At 71.2% G+C, this 17,676-nt stretch carries 15 protein-coding genes; 10 read left to right on the top strand and 5 right to left on the bottom strand.

The genetic code is table 11. From position 1 onward, the window contains the following. The first annotated feature begins 81 nt into the window (after window positions 1-81). From ACFY2L_RS01745 to ACFY2L_RS01735, 3 genes are all read left to right on the top strand, one after another. Window positions 82-723 (top strand): cell division protein SepF, encoded by a 642-nt coding sequence (locus ACFY2L_RS01745; RefSeq protein ID WP_390655850.1) that lies wholly within the window; start codon window positions 82-84, stop codon window positions 721-723. Window positions 724-806: 83 nt separating this feature from the next. Beyond that, window positions 807-1,091, top strand: coding sequence for a YggT family protein (locus ACFY2L_RS01740; protein ID WP_055633825.1), 285 nt, complete (start codon window positions 807-809; stop codon window positions 1,089-1,091). 52 nt (window positions 1,092-1,143) lie between these two features. Next, a complete protein-coding gene (locus tag ACFY2L_RS01735; RefSeq protein ID WP_390655851.1) occupies window positions 1,144-2,358 on the top strand; it encodes a DivIVA domain-containing protein in 1,215 nt (404 codons plus the stop codon). 163 nt (window positions 2,359-2,521) lie between these two features. On the opposite strand, the gene ileS is transcribed toward ACFY2L_RS01735, so the two are convergent. Beyond that, entirely contained in the window at window positions 2,522-5,665 is a 3,144-nt protein-coding gene (gene ileS, locus ACFY2L_RS01730) for an isoleucine--tRNA ligase (RefSeq protein WP_390821244.1), read from the bottom strand. A 612-nt stretch (window positions 5,666-6,277) separates the two neighbouring features. Here ileS and ACFY2L_RS01725 point away from each other — a divergent pair. The 6 genes from ACFY2L_RS01725 (at window position 6,278) to ACFY2L_RS01700 (ending at window position 12,459) form a co-directional block, all read left to right on the top strand. Further along, entirely contained in the window at window positions 6,278-7,795 is a 1,518-nt protein-coding gene (locus tag ACFY2L_RS01725) for a TraR/DksA C4-type zinc finger protein (protein ID WP_390821243.1), read from the top strand. A gap of 67 nt (window positions 7,796-7,862) precedes the next feature. After that, window positions 7,863-8,471 carry a signal peptidase II gene (gene lspA / locus ACFY2L_RS01720; RefSeq protein WP_390655854.1) on the top strand — a complete coding sequence of 203 codons (609 nt, stop codon included), beginning with the start codon at window positions 7,863-7,865 and terminating at the stop codon, window positions 8,469-8,471. Between the two features lie 75 nt (window positions 8,472-8,546). After that, complete coding sequence (locus tag ACFY2L_RS01715; protein WP_390655855.1) at window positions 8,547-9,491, top strand: RluA family pseudouridine synthase; 945 nt, start codon at window positions 8,547-8,549, stop codon at window positions 9,489-9,491. Continuing rightward, window positions 9,488-9,961 carry a GNAT family N-acetyltransferase gene (locus ACFY2L_RS01710; protein WP_390655856.1) on the top strand — a complete coding sequence of 158 codons (474 nt, stop codon included), beginning with the start codon at window positions 9,488-9,490 and terminating at the stop codon, window positions 9,959-9,961. Before ACFY2L_RS01715 ends, ACFY2L_RS01710 begins: the two co-directional genes overlap by 4 nt. Before the next feature lie 92 nt (window positions 9,962-10,053). After that, window positions 10,054-11,640: a Na+/H+ antiporter gene (locus ACFY2L_RS01705; RefSeq protein WP_390655857.1), complete on the top strand. Its 1,587-nt coding sequence runs from the start codon at window positions 10,054-10,056 to the stop codon at window positions 11,638-11,640. A gap of 78 nt (window positions 11,641-11,718) precedes the next feature. Continuing rightward, window positions 11,719-12,459 (top strand): SDR family NAD(P)-dependent oxidoreductase, encoded by a 741-nt coding sequence (locus tag ACFY2L_RS01700; protein WP_390821242.1) that lies wholly within the window; start codon window positions 11,719-11,721, stop codon window positions 12,457-12,459. A gap of 12 nt (window positions 12,460-12,471) precedes the next feature. Here the strand turns inward: ACFY2L_RS01700 and ACFY2L_RS01695 are convergent, their stop codons facing one another. Then, entirely contained in the window at window positions 12,472-13,566 is a 1,095-nt protein-coding gene (locus ACFY2L_RS01695; protein WP_390655859.1) for a mechanosensitive ion channel family protein, read from the bottom strand. Between the two features lie 98 nt (window positions 13,567-13,664). Between ACFY2L_RS01695 and ACFY2L_RS01690 the strand changes: the two genes are divergently transcribed. Then, on the top strand, window positions 13,665-14,234 hold the full coding sequence (locus ACFY2L_RS01690; RefSeq protein WP_390655860.1) for a dienelactone hydrolase family protein: 570 nt from the start codon (window positions 13,665-13,667) through the stop codon (window positions 14,232-14,234). A 5-nt stretch (window positions 14,235-14,239) separates the two neighbouring features. Here ACFY2L_RS01690 and ACFY2L_RS01685 read toward each other — a convergent pair whose 3' ends face one another. The 3 genes from ACFY2L_RS01685 to ACFY2L_RS01675 all read right to left on the bottom strand — a co-directional run bounded on the left by ACFY2L_RS01685 (window position 14,240) and on the right by ACFY2L_RS01675 (window position 17,635). Then, complete coding sequence (locus tag ACFY2L_RS01685; protein WP_390821241.1) at window positions 14,240-15,922, bottom strand: alkaline phosphatase D family protein; 1,683 nt, start codon at window positions 15,920-15,922, stop codon at window positions 14,240-14,242. An 81-nt stretch (window positions 15,923-16,003) separates the two neighbouring features. Next, window positions 16,004-16,816 (bottom strand): DsbA family protein, encoded by an 813-nt coding sequence (locus ACFY2L_RS01680; RefSeq protein ID WP_390655862.1) that lies wholly within the window; start codon window positions 16,814-16,816, stop codon window positions 16,004-16,006. 117 nt (window positions 16,817-16,933) lie between these two features. After that, on the bottom strand, window positions 16,934-17,635 hold the full coding sequence (locus tag ACFY2L_RS01675) for a hypothetical protein (protein ID WP_390655863.1): 702 nt from the start codon (window positions 17,633-17,635) through the stop codon (window positions 16,934-16,936). Window positions 17,636-17,676 lie beyond the last annotated feature (41 nt).

Raw genomic sequence — 17,676 nt, 5'->3', positions numbered from 1 at the left:
GGTAGGCGGGCACAAGGGCCACGTGGATCGCGGGACTTGGCAGTCGAAAGCCGATCCACCACAGAGCGGAGGACTCAGAGCATGGCCGGCGCGATGCGCAAGATGGCGGTCTACCTCGGCCTCGTGGAGGACGATGGGTACGACGGCCGGGGTTTCGACCCCGATGACGACTTCGAACCCGAGCTCGACCCGGAACCCGAACGGGATCACCGGCGTCACGAACAGTCCCACCAGTCGCACGGATCACACCAGTCCCCGAGGGACGAAGAGGTGCGAATCGTGCAGCCGCCCGCGCCGCGCGAGCCGGTGGCCAGATCCACTTCGCTCGCCGCGGAATCCGGGCGCCCGGCGCGTATCGCGCCCGTGGCATCCATCACACAAGAACGTCAGTCCCTGGAGAAGAACGCACCGGTGATCATGCCCAAGGTCGTGTCGGAACGAGAGCCGTACCGGATCACCACGCTTCACCCCCGGACCTACAACGAGGCCCGTACCATCGGGGAACACTTCCGTGAGGGCACCCCGGTGATCATGAATCTGACTGAGATGGATGACACAGACGCGAAGCGACTTGTCGACTTTGCGGCCGGTTTGGTGTTTGGTCTTCACGGCAGCATCGAGCGGGTGACGCAGAAGGTGTTCCTGTTGTCGCCTGCTAACGTCGATGTCACGGCGGAGGACAAGGCCCGCATCGCAGAGGGCGGGTTCTTCAACCAGAGCTGAGACGCAAGACCGGAAAAAGCAGTACAAAGAAGTACAACGCAGTACAGAGCGGCACGGAAACAGGGGAGAGGGAAGCACCGAACATGGGCGTGGTCCTGGATGTCGTCTACATCGCGCTGATGGTGTTCCTCATCGTGCTGATCTTCCGGTTGGTCATGGACTACGTCTTCCAGTTCGCCCGCTCATGGCAACCCGGCAAGGCGATGGTGGTCGTTCTGGAGGCCACCTACACTGTCACCGATCCACCGCTCAAGCTTCTGCGGCGGGTAATCCCGCCGTTGCGTCTCGGGGGCGTGGCGCTCGACCTGTCCTTCTTCGTACTGATGATCATCGTCTACATCCTGATCTCGATCGTGAGCCGGCTGTGAGCGATGTGAACTACCGTCTTGCCGATGCCGACGACTACGTTGAGGTGAAGAGATGCCGTTGACCCCCGAGGACGTGCGGAACAAGCAGTTCACGACCGTCCGCCTCCGAGAAGGCTATGACGAGGACGAGGTCGATGCCTTCCTCGACGAGGTCGAAGCCGAACTGACGCGCCTGCTCCGCGAGAACGAGGACCTGCGCGCCAAACTGGCCGCGGCCACGCGCGCTGCTGCCCAGAACCAGCAGAACATGCGCAAGCCCCCGGAGCCGCAGGACCAGCAGGGCGGCATGCCCCAGCAGGGCGGTATGCAGCAGGGCGGCATGCCTCAGCAGGGCGGTATGCAGCAGGGCGGTATGCCTCAGCAGGGGATGCCGCAGCAGGGCATGCGAGGTCCCGGCGCTCCGGTGCCCGCCGGCATATCGGGCCCGCCGCAGCAGCAGATGGGTGGCCCCATGGGTGGCCCGCCCCAGCTGCCGAGCGGTGCCCCGCAGCTGCCCGCCGGTCCCGGCGGTCAGGGTGGTCCGCAGGGTCCCGGCCCGATGGGTCAGGGTCCGATGGGCCAGGGCCCCATGGGTGGCCCGATGGGCGGTCAGCCCCCGATGCAGCAGCAGATGGGTGGCCCGATGGGCGGCCCCATGGGCGGTCCGATGGGCGGCCCCGGTCAGGGCCCCGGTGGCGACAGCGCCGCCCGTGTCCTCTCGCTGGCCCAGCAGACCGCCGACCAGGCGATCGCCGAGGCCCGCTCCGAGGCGAACAAGATCGTCGGTGAGGCCCGCAGCCGCGCCGAGGGTCTGGAGCGTGACGCCCGTGCCAAGGCCGACGCCCTGGAGCGGGACGCGCAGGAGAAGCACCGCGTCGCGATGGGCTCCCTGGAGTCCGCCCGCGCCACGCTGGAGCGCAAGGTCGAGGACCTGCGCGGCTTCGAGCGCGAGTACCGTACGCGCCTGAAGTCGTACCTCGAGTCCCAGCTGCGTCAGCTGGAGACCCAGGCCGACGACTCGCTCGCCCCGCCGCGTACCCCGGCCACGGCTTCCCTGCCGCCGTCCCCGGCGCCCTCCATGGCACCGGCCGGCGCCAGCGCTCCGTCCTACGGTGGTAACCAGGGCATGGGCGGCCCGAGCCCGGCCGCGCCGTCCTACGGCGGGCAGCAGCAGATGTCCCCGGCCATGACTCAGCCGATGGCGCCGGTTCGTCCGCAGGGTCCCTCCCCGATGGGCCAGGCTCCCTCGCCGATGCGTGGCTTCCTCATCGACGAGGACGACAACTGACGGCCAGTAGTACGCCTTAGGCGTCGGCAGCGTTCAAAGGGCGGGCCCCGGATTCCGATCCGGGGTCCCGCCCTTTTTACGCGTGTTGACGAGGGTGGCGGTGCGGCCGCCGGACCGCCGAAGGGCCCGGTCCCCCGCGGGGGACCGGGCCCTTCGTACGTCCTTACGCCTTGCGCAGGCGGAACGTCAGGGTCAGGCCCTCGTCGGTGAACGGCGTGCCGTAGGTGTCGTCCGCCTCGCCCTGGGCGAAGTCCGTGGCGAGGACCTCGTCGGCGATCAGGCCGGCATGGCCGGTCAGGGCGTCGACGGTGGCCGGGTCGGTCGCGGTCCAGCGCAGCGCGATGCGGTCGGCGACGTCGAGGCCGCTGTTCTTGCGGGCCTCCTGGATCAGGCGGATCGCGTCACGGGCCAGGCCCGCGCGGCGCAGCTCCTCGGTGATCTCCAGGTCGAGAGCGACCGTGGCGCCGGAGTCGGAGGCGACCGACCAGCCCTCGCGCGGGGTCTCCGTGATGATGACCTCGTCGGGGGCGAGGGTGATCGTCTCGCCGTCGACCTCCACCGACGCCGTGCCCTCGCGCAGGGCGAGGGAGAGCGCGGCCGCGTCGGCGTTCGCGACGGCCTTCGCCACGTCCTGGACGCGCTTGCCGAACCGCTTGCCCAGGGCGCGGAAGTTGGCCTTGGCGGTGGTGTCGACCAGGCTGCCGCCCACCTCCGACAGGGACGCGAGCGACTCGACGTTGAGCTCCTCCGTGATCTGCGTGTGCAGCTCGGGGGAGAGGGTGTCGAAGCCGGTGGCCGCCACGAGGGCGCGGCTCAGCGGCTGGCGGGTCTTCACGCCCGACTCCGCGCGTGTGGCGCGGCCCAGCTCCACCAGGCGGCGGACCAGGACCATCTGCTTCGACAGCTCCGGGTCGATCGCGGACAGGTCCGCCTCCGGCCAGGGCGACAGGTGCACGGACTCCGGGGCGCCCGGGGTGACCGGCACGACGAGGTCCTGCCAGACCCGCTCGGTGATGAACGGGGTCAGCGGGGCCATCAGCTTGGTGACGGTCTCCACGACCTCGTGGAGGGTGCGCAGCGCGGCCTTGTCGCCCTGCCAGAAGCGGCGGCGGGAGCGGCGCACGTACCAGTTGGACAGGTCGTCGACGAACGCCGAGAGCAGCTTGCCGGCGCGCTGGGTGTCGTACGCCTCCAGGGCCTGCGTCACCTGGTCGGTGAGCGCGTGCAGCTCGGAGAGCAGCCAGCGGTCCAGGAGCGGGCGGTCGGCGGGGGCCGGGTCGGCCTCGCTGGGCGCCCACCCGGACGTACGGGCGTACAGCGCCTGGAAGGCGACCGTGTTCCAGTACGTGAGGAGCGTCTTGCGGACGACCTCCTGGATCGTGCCGTGGCCCACCCGGCGGGCCGCCCACGGGGAGCCGCCGGCCGCCATGAACCAGCGGACCGCGTCGGCGCCGTGCTGGTCCATCAGCGGGATGGGCTGCAGGATGTTGCCCAGGTGCTTGGACATCTTGCGGCCGTCCTCGGCGAGGATGTGGCCCAGGCAGACGACGTTCTCGTACGACGACTTGTCGAAGACGAGCGTGCCCACCGCCATCAGCGTGTAGAACCAGCCGCGGGTCTGGTCGATGGCCTCGGAGATGAACTGCGCCGGGTAGCGGGACTCGAACAGGTCCTTGTTCTTGTACGGGTAGCCCCACTGCGCGAACGGCATCGAACCCGAGTCGTACCAGGCGTCGATGACCTCGGGCACGCGCGTGGCCGTCCTGCCGCAGCCGTCGTGGCGGCAGGCGAAGGTGACCTCGTCGATGTACGGGCGGTGCGGGTCCAGCTCCGACTGGTCGGTGCCGGTCAGGTCGGTCAGCTCCGCGCGGGAGCCGACCACGGTGAGGTGGTCCTCCTCACAGCGCCAGATCGGCAGCGGGGTGCCCCAGTAGCGGCTGCGGGACAGTGCCCAGTCGATGTTGTTGTTCAGCCAGTCGCCGAAGCGGCCGTGCTTGACCGTGTCCGGGAACCAGTTGGTGTTCTCGTTCTCCTGGAGGAGGCGGTCCTTGATCGCCGTGGTGCGGATGTACCAGGACGGCTGCGCGTAGTAGAGGAGCGCGGTGTGGCAGCGCCAGCAGTGCGGGTAGCTGTGCTCGTACGGGATGTGCCGGAAGAGGAGGCCGCGCTGCTGGAGGTCCGCGGTGAGCTGTTCGTCGGCCTTCTTGAAGAAGACGCCGCCCACCAGCGGGACGGACTCCTCGAAGGTGCCGTCGGGGCGGACCGGGTTGACCACGGGCAGGCCGTAGGCGCGGCAGACCTTGAGGTCGTCCTCACCGAAGGCGGGGGACTGGTGGACCAGACCCGTACCGTCCTCGGTGGTGACGTACTCGGCGTTGACGACGTAGTGCGTCGCGACGTCGGCCGGGAACTCGACCAGCTCGAAAGGACGTTGATAGGACCAGCGCTCCATTTCGGCACCGGTGAAGGTCTGGCCGGTGGTCTCCCAGCCCTCCCCGAGCGCCTTGGCCACCAGGGGCTCGGCGACGACCAGCTTCTCCTCGCCGTCGGTCGCGACGACGTAGGTGACGTCGGGGTGCGCGGCCACGGCCGTGTTGGAGACCAGGGTCCACGGGGTCGTCGTCCAGACGAGCAGCGCGGCTTCGCCGGCGAGCGGACCGGAGGTGAGCGGGAAACGCACGTACACGGACGGGTCGACGACCGTCTCGTAGCCCTGCGCCAGCTCGTGGTCGGAGAGGCCGGTGCCGCAGCGGGGGCACCAGGGGGCGACACGGTGGTCCTGGACCAGCAGACCCTTGTTGAAGATCTCCTTGAGCGACCACCAGACCGACTCGACGTACTCCGGGTCCATGGTCCGGTAGGCGTCGTCGAGGTCGACCCAGTAGCCCATGCGGGTCGTCAGCTCGGCGAAGGCGTCGGTGTGCCGGGTCACGGACTCGCGGCACCTGGCGTTGAACTCGGCGATGCCGTACGCCTCGATGTCCTGCTTGCCGGAGAAGCCGAGCTCCTTCTCCACCGCCAGCTCCACGGGGAGGCCGTGGCAGTCCCAGCCCGCCTTGCGGGCCACGTGGTAGCCGCGCATGGTGCGGAAGCGGGGGAAGACGTCCTTGAAGACGCGCGCCTCGATGTGGTGGGCGCCCGGCATGCCGTTGGCGGTGGGCGGGCCCTCGTAGAACACCCACTCGGGGCGGCCCTCGGACTGCTCCAGGCTCTTGGCAAAGATCTTCTGCTCGCGCCAGAAGTCGAGCACGGCGTGCTCGAGGGCGGGCAGGTCGACCTGGGCGGGCACCTGGCGGTACTGCGTCATCGATCTTCCTCCGGCGGACGTACTGCCTTCCGTCGGAGGGACGAGAGCCTTCTTGCCTGTCTACGCCGTGTGCGGCGCGCTCCCGCGGTACCACCCTCCTTGGCCCTCCGGCGCACCCTGCGCTCCGGTGAGCCCCCTCATTGGGGTCGCGATGCCGGTTCTACTCGCCTGTGCCGTACGGCCCGGGCTTTCTTCCGGCGGCTCCGGGGTGATCTTCACGTCGCGCTCGCCCCCGGGCTTCCACCGTCCCCGGGTCGCTCTGGGCTGCGTACGCCGCTACTCGTCCCCATCCACGCTTTTCGCTCCGCCCAGTGTACGGCGCCGCACCGACCGCGGCCGACCGGTTTACGCCGCCCCCGGACGGGCGGCGGGACCCGGGGTGGGGCGACCCGAATGGAGGCCTGTTCACGGGGTACGCGTGTTCGGATTCCAGGGTGGTCGGCTCGGCGGATTACCCGCCGGGGAGCTGGGCACAACGCAGGCAGGCCGGCCACGCGGCGTGCGCGAGGCGGGCGATCCGGGCGGTGTGCCCCGTTGCCGCGGCCTTCAAGTCGATTTATCGTCCCAGCACGATTCGCGTGCAAGATCACAATATGTGAAGGGGCCGCGGCCATGGTGGCGAAGAAGACCGCCGTACAGCCGTCCGGCAGGTCCACGAAGGCCTCCGACGGCGCGGCCAAGGACGTCGGCGGCAAGAAGAGCACGCTGGCGGAGGACGCCGGCCGTGCCGCCAGGACGGTGAAGACCGCGCGGGCGGCGGAGGCGGGCGGGGCTGCGGCCCGCGGGGCCGCGGCCGGCAGGAAGACGGCCGCGAGGAGGACGAGCGCCGGGACGGGCGCCGCAACGGGCGGCGAGACGCGCGCCAAGACGCGTGCCCCCAGGAAGACCGCTGCCAAGAAGGCGGCGGCGAAGGAGAGGGCCGCACTGGACACAGACCTCGCGAGGGCCGCCGCCGAGGCGGCCGTCGCCCCGGAACCGGCGGCCAGGAAGACGGCGGCCAGGAAGACGGCGGCCGAGCGGGCGGGTGCCCGGAAGCCCGCCGCGAAGAAGACCGCCCGCAAGGAGGCCGTGGGCAAGCCCGCCACGGGGAAGGGGACGGCGGGCGAGCCGACGGCGGGCAAAGGGACCGCGGGCAAGCCGACCGCCGCTGAGAAGTCCTCCGGGACACGGGCCGCCGCTGAGAAGTCCTCCGGACAACGGGCCACCGGTGAGAAGGCCGCCGAGGCGCGGGCCACTGATGGGAAGGCCGCCGGTGAGAAGGCCGCCGGTGCGCGGGCCGCCCGCGAAGAGGGCGCCGGCGGGAAGCCCGCCCGGAAGAGCGCGGTGCGTAAGGAGACCGCCGGGAGGAAGACCGCGGGGAAGAAGGCTCTCGGGAAGCAGGCCGCGGCCGTGAAGGGGGCTGTGGAGGAGATGGCCGTCGAGGAGGCGGTCGCTCCGACGGCGGCGGCGAAGAAGGCGGCTGCCGGGAGGACGGCCGCTCCCAGGACGGCCGCCAGGAAGGCGGCCGGCGGGAGGACAGCCGGCAGGAAGGCGGCAGTCGCCGGCAAGGCCGCGGACGCCGGGGGCGTGGGAGCGGCGGGTGCGGGAAGGAAGAGCACGGCCAAGAAGGTGGGCGCGGCCTCGGCCGCGGAGCAGACGGGAGCCACGACAGTGGTTGCGAAGAAGACTCCTGGCACGGCCACGGCGGCTGCGAAGAGCGCCGTTCCCAAGGCACGCCTCGCCGCGGTGGAACCGGGCGAACTCGCGGTGCGCCCCGGTGAGGAACCCTGGACCCCGGAGGAGGTCGAGGAGGCCCGCGACGAACTGCAGTCCGAGATGGAACGGCTGCGTGCGGAGCTCGCCTCGTCGGAGACCTCCCTGGCGGGGCTGATGCGGGACTCGGGCGACGGCGCCGGCGACGACCAGGCGGACACCGGGACCAAGAACATCACGCGCGAGCACGAACTGGCGCTGGCCGCCAACGCGCGCGAGATGCTGATCCAGACCGAGCACGCCCTGGAGCGGCTGGACGCCGGCACGTACGGCCTGTGCGAGAACTGCGGCAAACCCATCGGAAAGGCCCGGATGCAGGCCTTCCCCCGGGCCACCCTCTGTGTCGAGTGCAAGCAGAAGCAGGAGCGCCGGTACTGATCGCGTGCGGGTGCGGGGGCGTGTCGTACCCTCGTCCTCAGTCAGGTACCTAGGTCGAGGGACTCACGTGGCAGAGGCGGAGCGCATCATCGGTACGCCGGATACCCCAGAGGCGGCAGGGGCCGAGCCGGAGCAGTCGCCCGGCCCGGACCTCCCGGACGGGCAGGAGAGCACCGAGGCGCGGCCCAGGGGCAGGCGCCGCATCGCCGTGCTCTTCGCCGTCGCCGCGTTCGCCTACGCCCTCGACCTGATCAGCAAGATGATCGTGGTCGCCAAGCTGGAGCACCACGCGCCGATCGAGATCATCGGGGACTGGCTGAAGTTCGAGGCCATCCGCAACGCCGGCGCGGCCTTCGGCTTCGGCGAGGCCTTCACGGTCATCTTCACGGTGATCGCGGCGGCGGTGATCGTGGTGATCGCGCGGCTCGCCCGCAAGCTCTACAGCCTGCCCTGGGCGATCGCCCTGGGGCTGCTGCTGGGCGGTGCGCTGGGCAACCTCACCGACCGGATCTTCCGCTCGCCGGGTGTCTTCGAGGGCGCGGTCGTCGACTTCATCGCGCCGAAGCACTTCGCGGTCTTCAACCTCGCCGACTCGGCGATCGTGTGCGGCGGCATCCTGATCGTGCTGCTGTCCTTCAAGGGACTCGACCCGGACGGGACCGTCCACAGGGACTGAGCCCGCCCCGGGGCCGCCCTCGGTTCGTCCACAGGCCCGTACGGGTGGGTCGGAGGCTTCCGGCATACTCGTCGGGTGAGCACGATTCCCGAGATCCGTACCCTGCCCGTGCCGGACGGCCTGGAGGGCGAGCGCGTCGACGCCGCCATCTCCCGCATGTTCGGCTTCTCCCGCACGAAGGCCGCGGAGCTCGCCGCTGCGGGGAAGGTCTCGGTCGACGGCTCGGTGGTCGGCAAGTCGGAGCGGGTGCACGGCGGGGCCTGGCTCGAGGTCGAGATGCCGCAGGCGCCCGCGCCGGTGCAGATCGTCGCCGAGCCGGTCGAGGGCATGGAGATCGTGCATGACGACGACGACGTGGTCGTGATCGTCAAGCCGGTGGGCGTGGCCGCGCACCCGTCGCCCGGCTGGAGCGGTCCGACCGTCATCGGCGGGCTGGCCGCCGCCGGCTACCGGATCTCCACCTCCGGTGCCGCCGAGCGCCAGGGCATCGTGCACCGCCTCGACGTGGGCACCTCGGGCCTGATGGTGGTCGCCAAGTCGGAGCGCGCGTACACCTCGCTCAAGCGCCAGTTCAAGGAGCGCACGGTCGACAAGCGCTACCACACGCTCGTCCAGGGCCACCCCGACCCGACCAGCGGCACCATCGACGCGCCCATCGGCCGGCATCCGCACCACGACTACAAGTGGGCGGTCACCGCCGACGGCAAGCCGTCCGTGACGCACTACGACCTGATCGAGGCCTTCCGCGCGGCCTCCCTGCTGGACGTGAAGCTGGAGACCGGCCGCACGCACCAGATCCGCGTCCACATGGCCGCCCACCGCCACCCCTGCGTCGGCGACCTCACCTACGGCGCCGACCCCACCCTCGCCAAGCGGCTGCGTCTGACCCGCCAGTGGCTGCACGCGGTACGGCTGGGCTTCGAGCACCCCGGCGACGGGCAGTGGGCGGAGTTCGCCAGCGACTACCCGGCCGACCTGCAGAAGGCCCTGGACCAGGTCCGCGAGGAGACCTACGGATGACCGGCACGCGCGGGTACGCGGTGCGCGTCGCCGAGGACCCCGCAGACCTGGAGGCGTGCTTCGCGGTGCGCAAGGAGGTCTTCGTCCGAGAGCAGGGCGTGCCTGAGGACCTGGAGTACGACGAGCACGACGCCGGAGCGGTCCATGTGCTGGCGGTCCGGGAGGACGGCGTACCGCTCGGGACCGGGCGGCTGCTGTACGGCGAGGCGGCCGCGGCGCGGACCGGCGGCGACCCGGCGGTCGGATCGCTGGGACGGCTGGCCGTCGCGCGTGAGGCGCGCGGGCTCGGCGTCGGGGTCGCGCTGGTGCGGGCCATCGAGGAGGCGGCACACGCGCGTGGCCTCGCGGCCGTCGATCTGCACGCGCAGACGCAGGCACTGGGGTTCTACGAGCGGCTGGGCTACGAGGCGTACGGGCCGGAGGACATGGAGGCGGGGATCGCGCACCGGTCGATGCGCCGCTCCCTCTGACCGGCGGTGATGCCGCGACGTGCCCGGCAGGGGCGCGTGCGACGCTGGAGATCTGGATGTACTTGATCGTCTAGACCTTCGGAGCGCTGACCGTGGATCAGCTGGCCCTTCTGTTCGTCCTGTTGCTCGGGGCCGTGGTGAGCGTCCCGGTCGGGGACCGGTTCGGACTGCCGGCGCCGGTGCTCATGACGCTGCTCGGCATCGTCCTGGCCGTGGCCGACTTCGTCCCCAACGTGAACGTCCCGCCCGACCTGATCCTGCCCCTGCTGCTGCCGCCCCTGCTGTACGCCGCCGTACGGCGGACCTCGTGGCGGCAGTTCACGGCCAACAAACGGCCCATCTTCCTGCTCGCCGTCGCGCTGGTGTTCGTCACGACCGTGTGCGTGGCCGTCGTCGCCCACGCGGTCGTGCCGGGCCTGCCGATCGCCGCGGCCGTGGCGCTGGGCGCTCTGGTCGCGCCGCCGGACCCGGTGGCGGCGACCGCCGTCGCCGGGCAGCTGGGGCTGCCCCGCCGGCTCGTCTCCATCCTGGAGGGCGAGGGGCTGTTCAACGACGTGACGGCCATCGTGCTGTACCACGTCGCGATCGCCGCGGCCGTGAGCGGCTCGTTCTCGCCGTGGCAGGCCGGCCTCGACCTCGTGCTGTCCGCCGTGGTGGCGGTGGCGGTGGGCGTGGCGCTCGGGTGGGGCGCGAACAGACTGCTGGACATGCTCGGGGACACGACGCTGCAGATCGGGCTGACGCTCCTGGTGCCCTACGCCTCGTACGTGCTGGCGGAGGAGTTCCACGGGTCCGGGGTGCTGGCGGTCCTGACCACCGCGCTGTTCCTCGCCGAGTACGCCACCGACCCCGACGACGTGCTGACCCGGCTGGCCGGCCACACCTTCTGGGACATCATCGACACGCTCGTCACGGGCGTCGCGTTCGGGCTGATCGGCCTGGAACTGCACATCGCGATCCGGACGGCGTCCGGGCGGTGGGGGGAGATGCTCGGCTGGGCGGCGGTGATCGTGGCCGTGGTCGTCGTCGTACGGCTGCTGTGGCTGATGCCGGCGACCTGGCTGACGAAACGGCTGCACGCCCGGCGGGACCACGACGAGGACATCCCGATGACCTGGCGGGAGACCGTCGTCATGTGGTGGTCGGGGATGCGCGGGGTCGCGTCGGTCGCGCTGGCGCTGGCCGTGCCGCTCAGGACCGACGAGGGAGCGCCGTTCCCCGACCGGGACGAGATCATCTTCATCGCGTTCGGTGTGATCATGGCGACGCTGATCCTGCAGGGACTGACCCTGCCCTGGCTGGTGAAACGGCTCGACGTGCAGTCCGACACCGACCGCGAGAAGGAGTTCGAGAAGGAACTGGCGGTGCGGGCGGCCAAGGCGGCCAAGCGCAGGCTGCGGGAGATCGAGGCGGAGGAGGACCTGCCGGAGGAGCTGTCCGAGCAGATGCTGCGGCGGGCCCTCGACATCGGCGTGCGGATCAGTCCGGACGTGGGGGAGGACGAGCGGCGGGAGGCGCACGAGCAGCGGGTGCGGCGGCTGAAGCGGGTGCGGCGGATCCAGGGCGAGATGCTGAGCGCGGCGCGGCACGAGGTGGTGGCGGCGCGCAGTGAGCCGGGTGCGGATCCGGAGATCGTGGACCGGGTGCTGCGTCATCTGGACGTCCGCAGCCTGCGGTGATCGCCGGTTGGCCGGAAAGCGTCGTCGCCCGCCGTGGTGTCCGCCCTCGGCGGCCTCCCGTCCCTAGGATCGGTTCCCATGGCACGCAACGTGGTCATCAGTGGTGGTGGTACGGGGATCGGGCTCGCCGCGGCGCACGCCTTCGCCGCGGACGGGGACCGGGTCCTGCTGCTCGGCCGGCGGGCGGAGGTGCTGGAGAAGGCCGGGGTCGACGGATCCCTGACGTATGCCGCCGACCTCGGTGAGCCCGAGGACGTCAGGGGTGTCGCCCGGTTCGTCGCGGCGGAGTTCGGGACCGTCGACGTGCTCGTCCACAGCGCCGGCGGGACCGGGCAGCTCGAACCCGCCGCCGGGAGCGAGGATCCGCTCGACCGGGTCGCGCACCTGTGGACCGTGAACTTCCGGATCAACACCCTCTCCGCCGCGCTGCTCACCGAGGCCCTCAAGGACCGGCTCGCCTCCCCGGGCGGACGGGTGCTGTTCGTCAGCTCGATCGCCGCCTACCGGGGGTCCGGCAGCGGGGCGTACGGCGGGGCCAAGGCCGCGCTGCATCCGTACGCCCGTGATCTCGCGCGGGAGCTGGGGCCGCGCGGGATCACGGCGAACGTCGTCGCCCCCGGCTACGTCGAGGACACCGGGTTCTTCGGGGAGGCCATCGACCCCGCCCGGCGTGAGCGGCTCATCGGCGAGACCTTCACCGGACGGGCCGGCACGCCGGGCGACGTCGCGGCCACCCTGCACTGGCTCGCCTCGCCCGCCGCCGGACACATCACCTCACAGGTGATCCAGGTGAACGGCGGCGCCGAGCGCGGCAACTGAGCCGGCCGCGGGTCACATGCGGTGCACGGCCCCGTCCCGGTCCCGGGAGGAGGCCTGGCCGGGGAGCCGGCCCGGCGGCGGGGTGGCGTCCGCCGTGTTGACGCGCGGGAGCGCGTACGGGTGCTCCCTGGCCAGCCAGCGGACCATCTGCTCGCGGACCGCGACCCGGACCGTCCAGATGTCGTCGGCGTCCTTCGCCGTGACCAGGGCCCGCACCTGCATGGTGTTCGGGGTGGTGTCCGTGACGTCCAGGCCGCAGGCGCGGCCGTCCCAGGCCGGGCACTCGCGCAGGATGTCGCGCAGCTTCTCGCGCATCGCGTCCACCGGCGCGGTGTGGTCGACGTGCCAGTAGACGATGCCGGTCATCTGCGGTGTGCCGCGCGACCAGTTCTCGAACGGCTTCGAGGTGAAGTACGACACCGGCATGGTGATCCGGCGCTCGTCCCACGTCCGCACCGTCAGGAAGGTCAGCGTGATCTCCTCGACGGTGCCCCATTCGCCGTCCACCACGACCGTGTCGCCGATGCGCACCATGTCGCCGAAGGCGATCTGCAGCCCGGCGAACATGTTGCTGAGCGTCGACTGGGCGGCCACACCGGCGACGATGCCGAGGATGCCGGCCGAGGCCAGCAGCGAGGCACCCGCCGCGCGCATCGCCGGGAACGTCAGCAGCATCGCCGCCACCGCCACCACCCCGACGACGGCCGACACCACCCGCATGATCAGCGACACCTGGGTGCGGACCCGCCGCACCCGGGCCGGGTCGCGGTGCACGCGCGCGTAGCGGGAGTACGACGTCTCGACGATCGCCGCCGCGATGCGGATCACCAGCCAGGCGGCCGAGCCGATCAGCACCAGGGTGAGCACCTGGCCGATCCCGGTCCGGTGGTCCTCCAGCAGCTGCGCCTCGTCGTACGCCCCTCTCAGCATCGCCGCGCACAGCACCAGCTGATACGGAATGCGGCCACGGCGCAGCAGACCCCACAGCGGGGTCTCCGGATGCCGTCGGTCGGCCTTGGACAGCAGACGGTCGGTGGCCCAGCCGATGAGTATTCCCAGTACGACCGAACCGCCGACCACGATCACGGGTCGGAGCAGGTTCTCCATGCCTTCGAACGTAACCGGGTCCGCGCGACCTTGAACATGCGGTTTCTGTGAGGAGGCGCACGCACAGGGTCGTCGGTGCAGGCTGGCACCATGGGCGCATGAACATCATGCTCTTTCACTCGACCTACGGACTGCGTCCCGCGGTGCGCGCGGCGGCCGACCGGCTGCGCGCGGCCGGCCACGAGGTGTGGACGCCGGACCTCTTCGAGGGGCGTACGTTCGGGACGGCCGAGGAGGGCATGGCCCACAAGGAGGAGATCGGCAAGGACGAGCTGCTGAGGAGAGCCGTCCTGGCCGCCGCGCCCTACTCGGAGCGAGGGCTCGTGTACGCCGGTTTCTCGCTGGGCGCGTCGATCGCCCAGACCCTCGCCCTCGGCGACGAGAAGGCGCGCGGCCTGCTCCTCCTGCACGGCACCTCGGACCTCGCGCCCCATGTCTCGGTGGACGGGCTGCCGGTCCAGCTGCACGTGGCCGAGCCGGATCCGTTCGAGACCGACGACTGGCTGAGCGCCTGGTACCTGCAGATGGGCAGAGCGGGCGCCGACGTGGAGATCTACCGGTACGCGGGCGCCGGGCACCTGTACACCGATCCCGGCCTGCCGGACTACGACGCGGAGGCCGCCGAGGCCACCTGGCGGGTGGCACTCGGCTTCCTCGAGTCGCTCTAGCCGGCTCAGACCGGGTCGTACGTCCGCTCCACCTTCTGCGTACCGCTGCGCGTGCGGTACGAACGCCACCAGGAGGAGGTCGCGGTGGCGCTGGTGCGGTCGGACAGGACGTAGTAGTCCATCTGCGCGCGGCCGGCGGTGATGTCCAGGACGCCGTAGCCGTGGCGGTCGGTGTCGACGAAGTGGACGTGCCGGTTGGCCGCCTTGATGATCGGCGCGGCGATCGCGGTGAGGGTGCCCTCGGGGACCTTCACGATGTCGTCGAGGTTGTCGGAGGTCACCGAGGTGACCACGAACTCCGTGGCGGCCGAGGCCGACAGGGGGTAGGTCCCGGCGTCCACGGGCACGTCGTTGGCCCACGCCATGTGGATGTCACCGGTCAGGAAGACGGTGTTGCCGATGGCGTTCGAGCGCAGGTGGGCCAGGAGTTCGCGGCGGTCGTCGGTGTAGCCGTCCCACTGGTCGGTGTTGAGGGCCAGGCCCTCCTGGGGCAGGCCGAGCAGCTTGGCGAGCGGCTTGAGCAGGTCCGCCGAGAGGGAGCCGATGGCGAACGGCGAGATCATCACGGAGTTGCCGACCAGCCGCCAGGTGGTGTCCGACGCCTTCAGGCCTGCCTTCAGCCAGTCGAGCTGGGCACGGCCGGTGAGCGTGCGGTCCGGGTCGTCCACCGAGCCGTTGCCGACCTTGACCTGCTGTGAGCGGAAGGAGCGCAGGTCGAGCAGGGACAGGTCGGCCAGCTTGCCGAAGCGCAGCCGGCGGTAGGTGGTGCCGGCGATCGCCGGGCGGACCGGCATCCACTCGAAGTAGGCCTGTTTGGCGGCCGCCTGACGGGCCGCCCAGGTGCCCTCGGTGCCCTCGGTGTGGTTCTCGGCGCCGCCCGACCAGGTGTCGTTGGCGAACTCGTGGTCGTCCCAGATCGCGACGACGGGCGCCTTGGCGTGCAGGGCCTGCAGATCGGGGTCCGTCTTGTACTTGCCGTGCCGGGTGCGGTAGTCGGCGAGCGTGAGGATCTCGTGCGTGGGCGAGGTCTGCCGTACGACGGTGCCGCGCGCGCCGTACTCGCCGGTGCCGTACTCGTAGATGTAGTCGCCGAGGTGCAGCCAGGCGTCCAGGTCGCCGCGGGCCGCAAGATGACGGTACGAGGAGAAGTAGCCGGCCTCCCAGTTGGCGCAGGAGACCACGCCGAAGCGCAGGTTCGCCACCGAGGCGTCCGCCGCCGGCGCGGTGCGGGTGCGCGCCACCGGGGAGTCCGTGCCGCCGGCCGAGAAGCGGAACCAGTAGTCGGTGGCCTGCTCCAGGCCGCGGATGTCGGCCTTCACGGTGTGGTCGGAGGCGGCCGTCGCGGTGGTGGAGCCCTGGGCGACGACGTTCGTCAGCGCCTTGTCCCTGGCCACGGTCCAGCTGACCTCGACGTCCTGGCCGAGCCCCGAGCCCGGCACCGCCTCGGCGGAGGGCGTCACCCGGGTCCACAGCAGGATGCCGTCGGGCAGCGGGTCGCCGGAGGCGAGACCGTGCAGGAAGGACGGAGTGTCCGCGGCGGCGCGGGCCGGCAGGGCGGCGGCGAGCGGGCCGGCCAGCACGGCAGTGGCCGCCGCGGCCTTGACGACCGTACGGCGGCGCGGAGACAGCGCGTTGGGGCGCTCTGACGAGGTGTCGGCGCTCTCGGAGGATCTGAATCGACTGGTCACGGACGATGAGATTACTGACCAGTACGACAAAAGAGCGGGCGAACGTGTAAATGTTCGCCCGCTCTTTGACTCAGCGTCGGATCAGGCCTTGAGCGCCGCCTCGATCGCCGTGTTGAAGTCGGCGACGGTCATCGGCGCGTTCTTCCCGTCGGAGCCGGTGAGGGTCTTGCCGTCCATCTTCAGGGTCGGGGTGCCCGAGACGCCGCTCTTGTCGAAGGTCTTCGACATCTCCAGCGCCCACCGGTCGTAGGTGCCGTTCTTCACGGCCTTCTGGAACTCGGTGTTGTCCTTCAGCTCCGGGACGGTGTTCGCCACCTTGATCAGGTAGGAGTCGTCCTTGAACTTGTCCTCGCTCTCGTCGGGGTGGTACTTCGCCGAGTACATCGCGGTCTTGTACTCGAGGAACGCCTCGGGGCTGACGTCGAGCGCGGCCCCCAGGGCGCTCAGCGCGTTCTTGGAGCCCTCACCGGTCAGGCTGCGGTCGAGGAAGGTGGCGCCGACGTACTGGAGCTTGAACTTGCCGTCGTCGTAGTCCTTCTTCACCGTCGCGCCGACGGTCTGCTCGAACTGGGCGCAGACCGGGCAGCGCGCGTCCTCGTACATCACGAGGGTCTTCTTGGCGCTGTCCTTGCCGAGGACGACGGTCGTGCCGTTCTTGCCGCTGGTGTTGGCCGGCTTGACCAGCTCGGCGGTCTTGGCCTCCTCCCAGTAGCTCGGCTTGTTGGCCTGGACGACGGCGTAACCTATGCCGCCGGCCGCGGCCAGCACGCCGACGGCCGAAGCGGCCACGATGAGCTGCCGCCTGACCTTCGCCCGCTTGGCCTGCTTCTCGCGCTCGATGCGCAGCCGCTCCCGGGCCGCCGTCTTCGCCGCCTGGCTGTTCCGCTTGCTCATGTCGGTGTTCTCCATCAGGGATGCGCACGGGTCGTGCGCGGATACGTGTGAGGGACTGCTCGTGCTCGTGAGGTGCGCGGGCGAGGCCGCGCGAAGGGTGTCTCCGGGCCGTGCCGCTCAGGCGGCGAGGCCGAGGGCGGCCGGGCGCGGTGGTCCGCGCCGGCCCAGGGAGTGCACGAGGATCCGGTCCCTGGCGGTGGCCGTGCGGTGCGCGGGCCGCGGCAGGCGGCGGGCCGCCGGGGCGCGTCGTACGGTCACGGCGGCGACCGCCAGCAGCAGCGGCCGGAAGGTGGTCGCGGCGGTCGCCCGCAGCAGCTGGGCCAGCGCCCGCTCGCCCCGGCGCAGCCAGGCGGCCGCGATCAGGCCGACGGTGACGTGCGCGCCGAGCAGCAGCCAGGCGGTGGCCGGGTCGGCGTGGGCGAGGAGCCCGCCGAGCCGTTCGGGGTCGGTGCCGGTGACCTGGGCCAGGGGGGCGCCGACGCGGGTGCCGTCGCCGCACAGGACGTTCCAGCCGACCGAGGCCAGCGGGCCTGCCACCGGGCCGCCCGCGCGGCCGTAGCAGACGTGCTGGCCCGTGGTGAAGACGGTGTCGGCCGCCAGCTCCAGCGGGATCAGCAGGGCGGCGATCCGCCCGAAGCCGCACTCGCGGCCCGCGAGGGCGTACGCGAGGACGAACACGGCGGCCGCGACGGCGGCCACCGTGTTGAACGGCAGCGGGGCCCGGGACAGCAGGACGTGCGACGCGGTGCTGAGCGTCACGACGACTGCCGTGAACAGCGCCGCGCGTACGGCTCTGAGTCGGGTCCCGGATATGTCCATGGCGGAGGAAGTCTGTCACGCACTCCCGTAAGAGACCCCTA

This window comes from Streptomyces sp. NPDC001381, assembly GCF_042895685.1.
Classification (GTDB): Bacteria; Actinomycetota; Actinomycetes; order Streptomycetales; family Streptomycetaceae; genus Streptomyces.
This window is presented reverse-complemented; position numbering and strand designations above follow the sequence as displayed.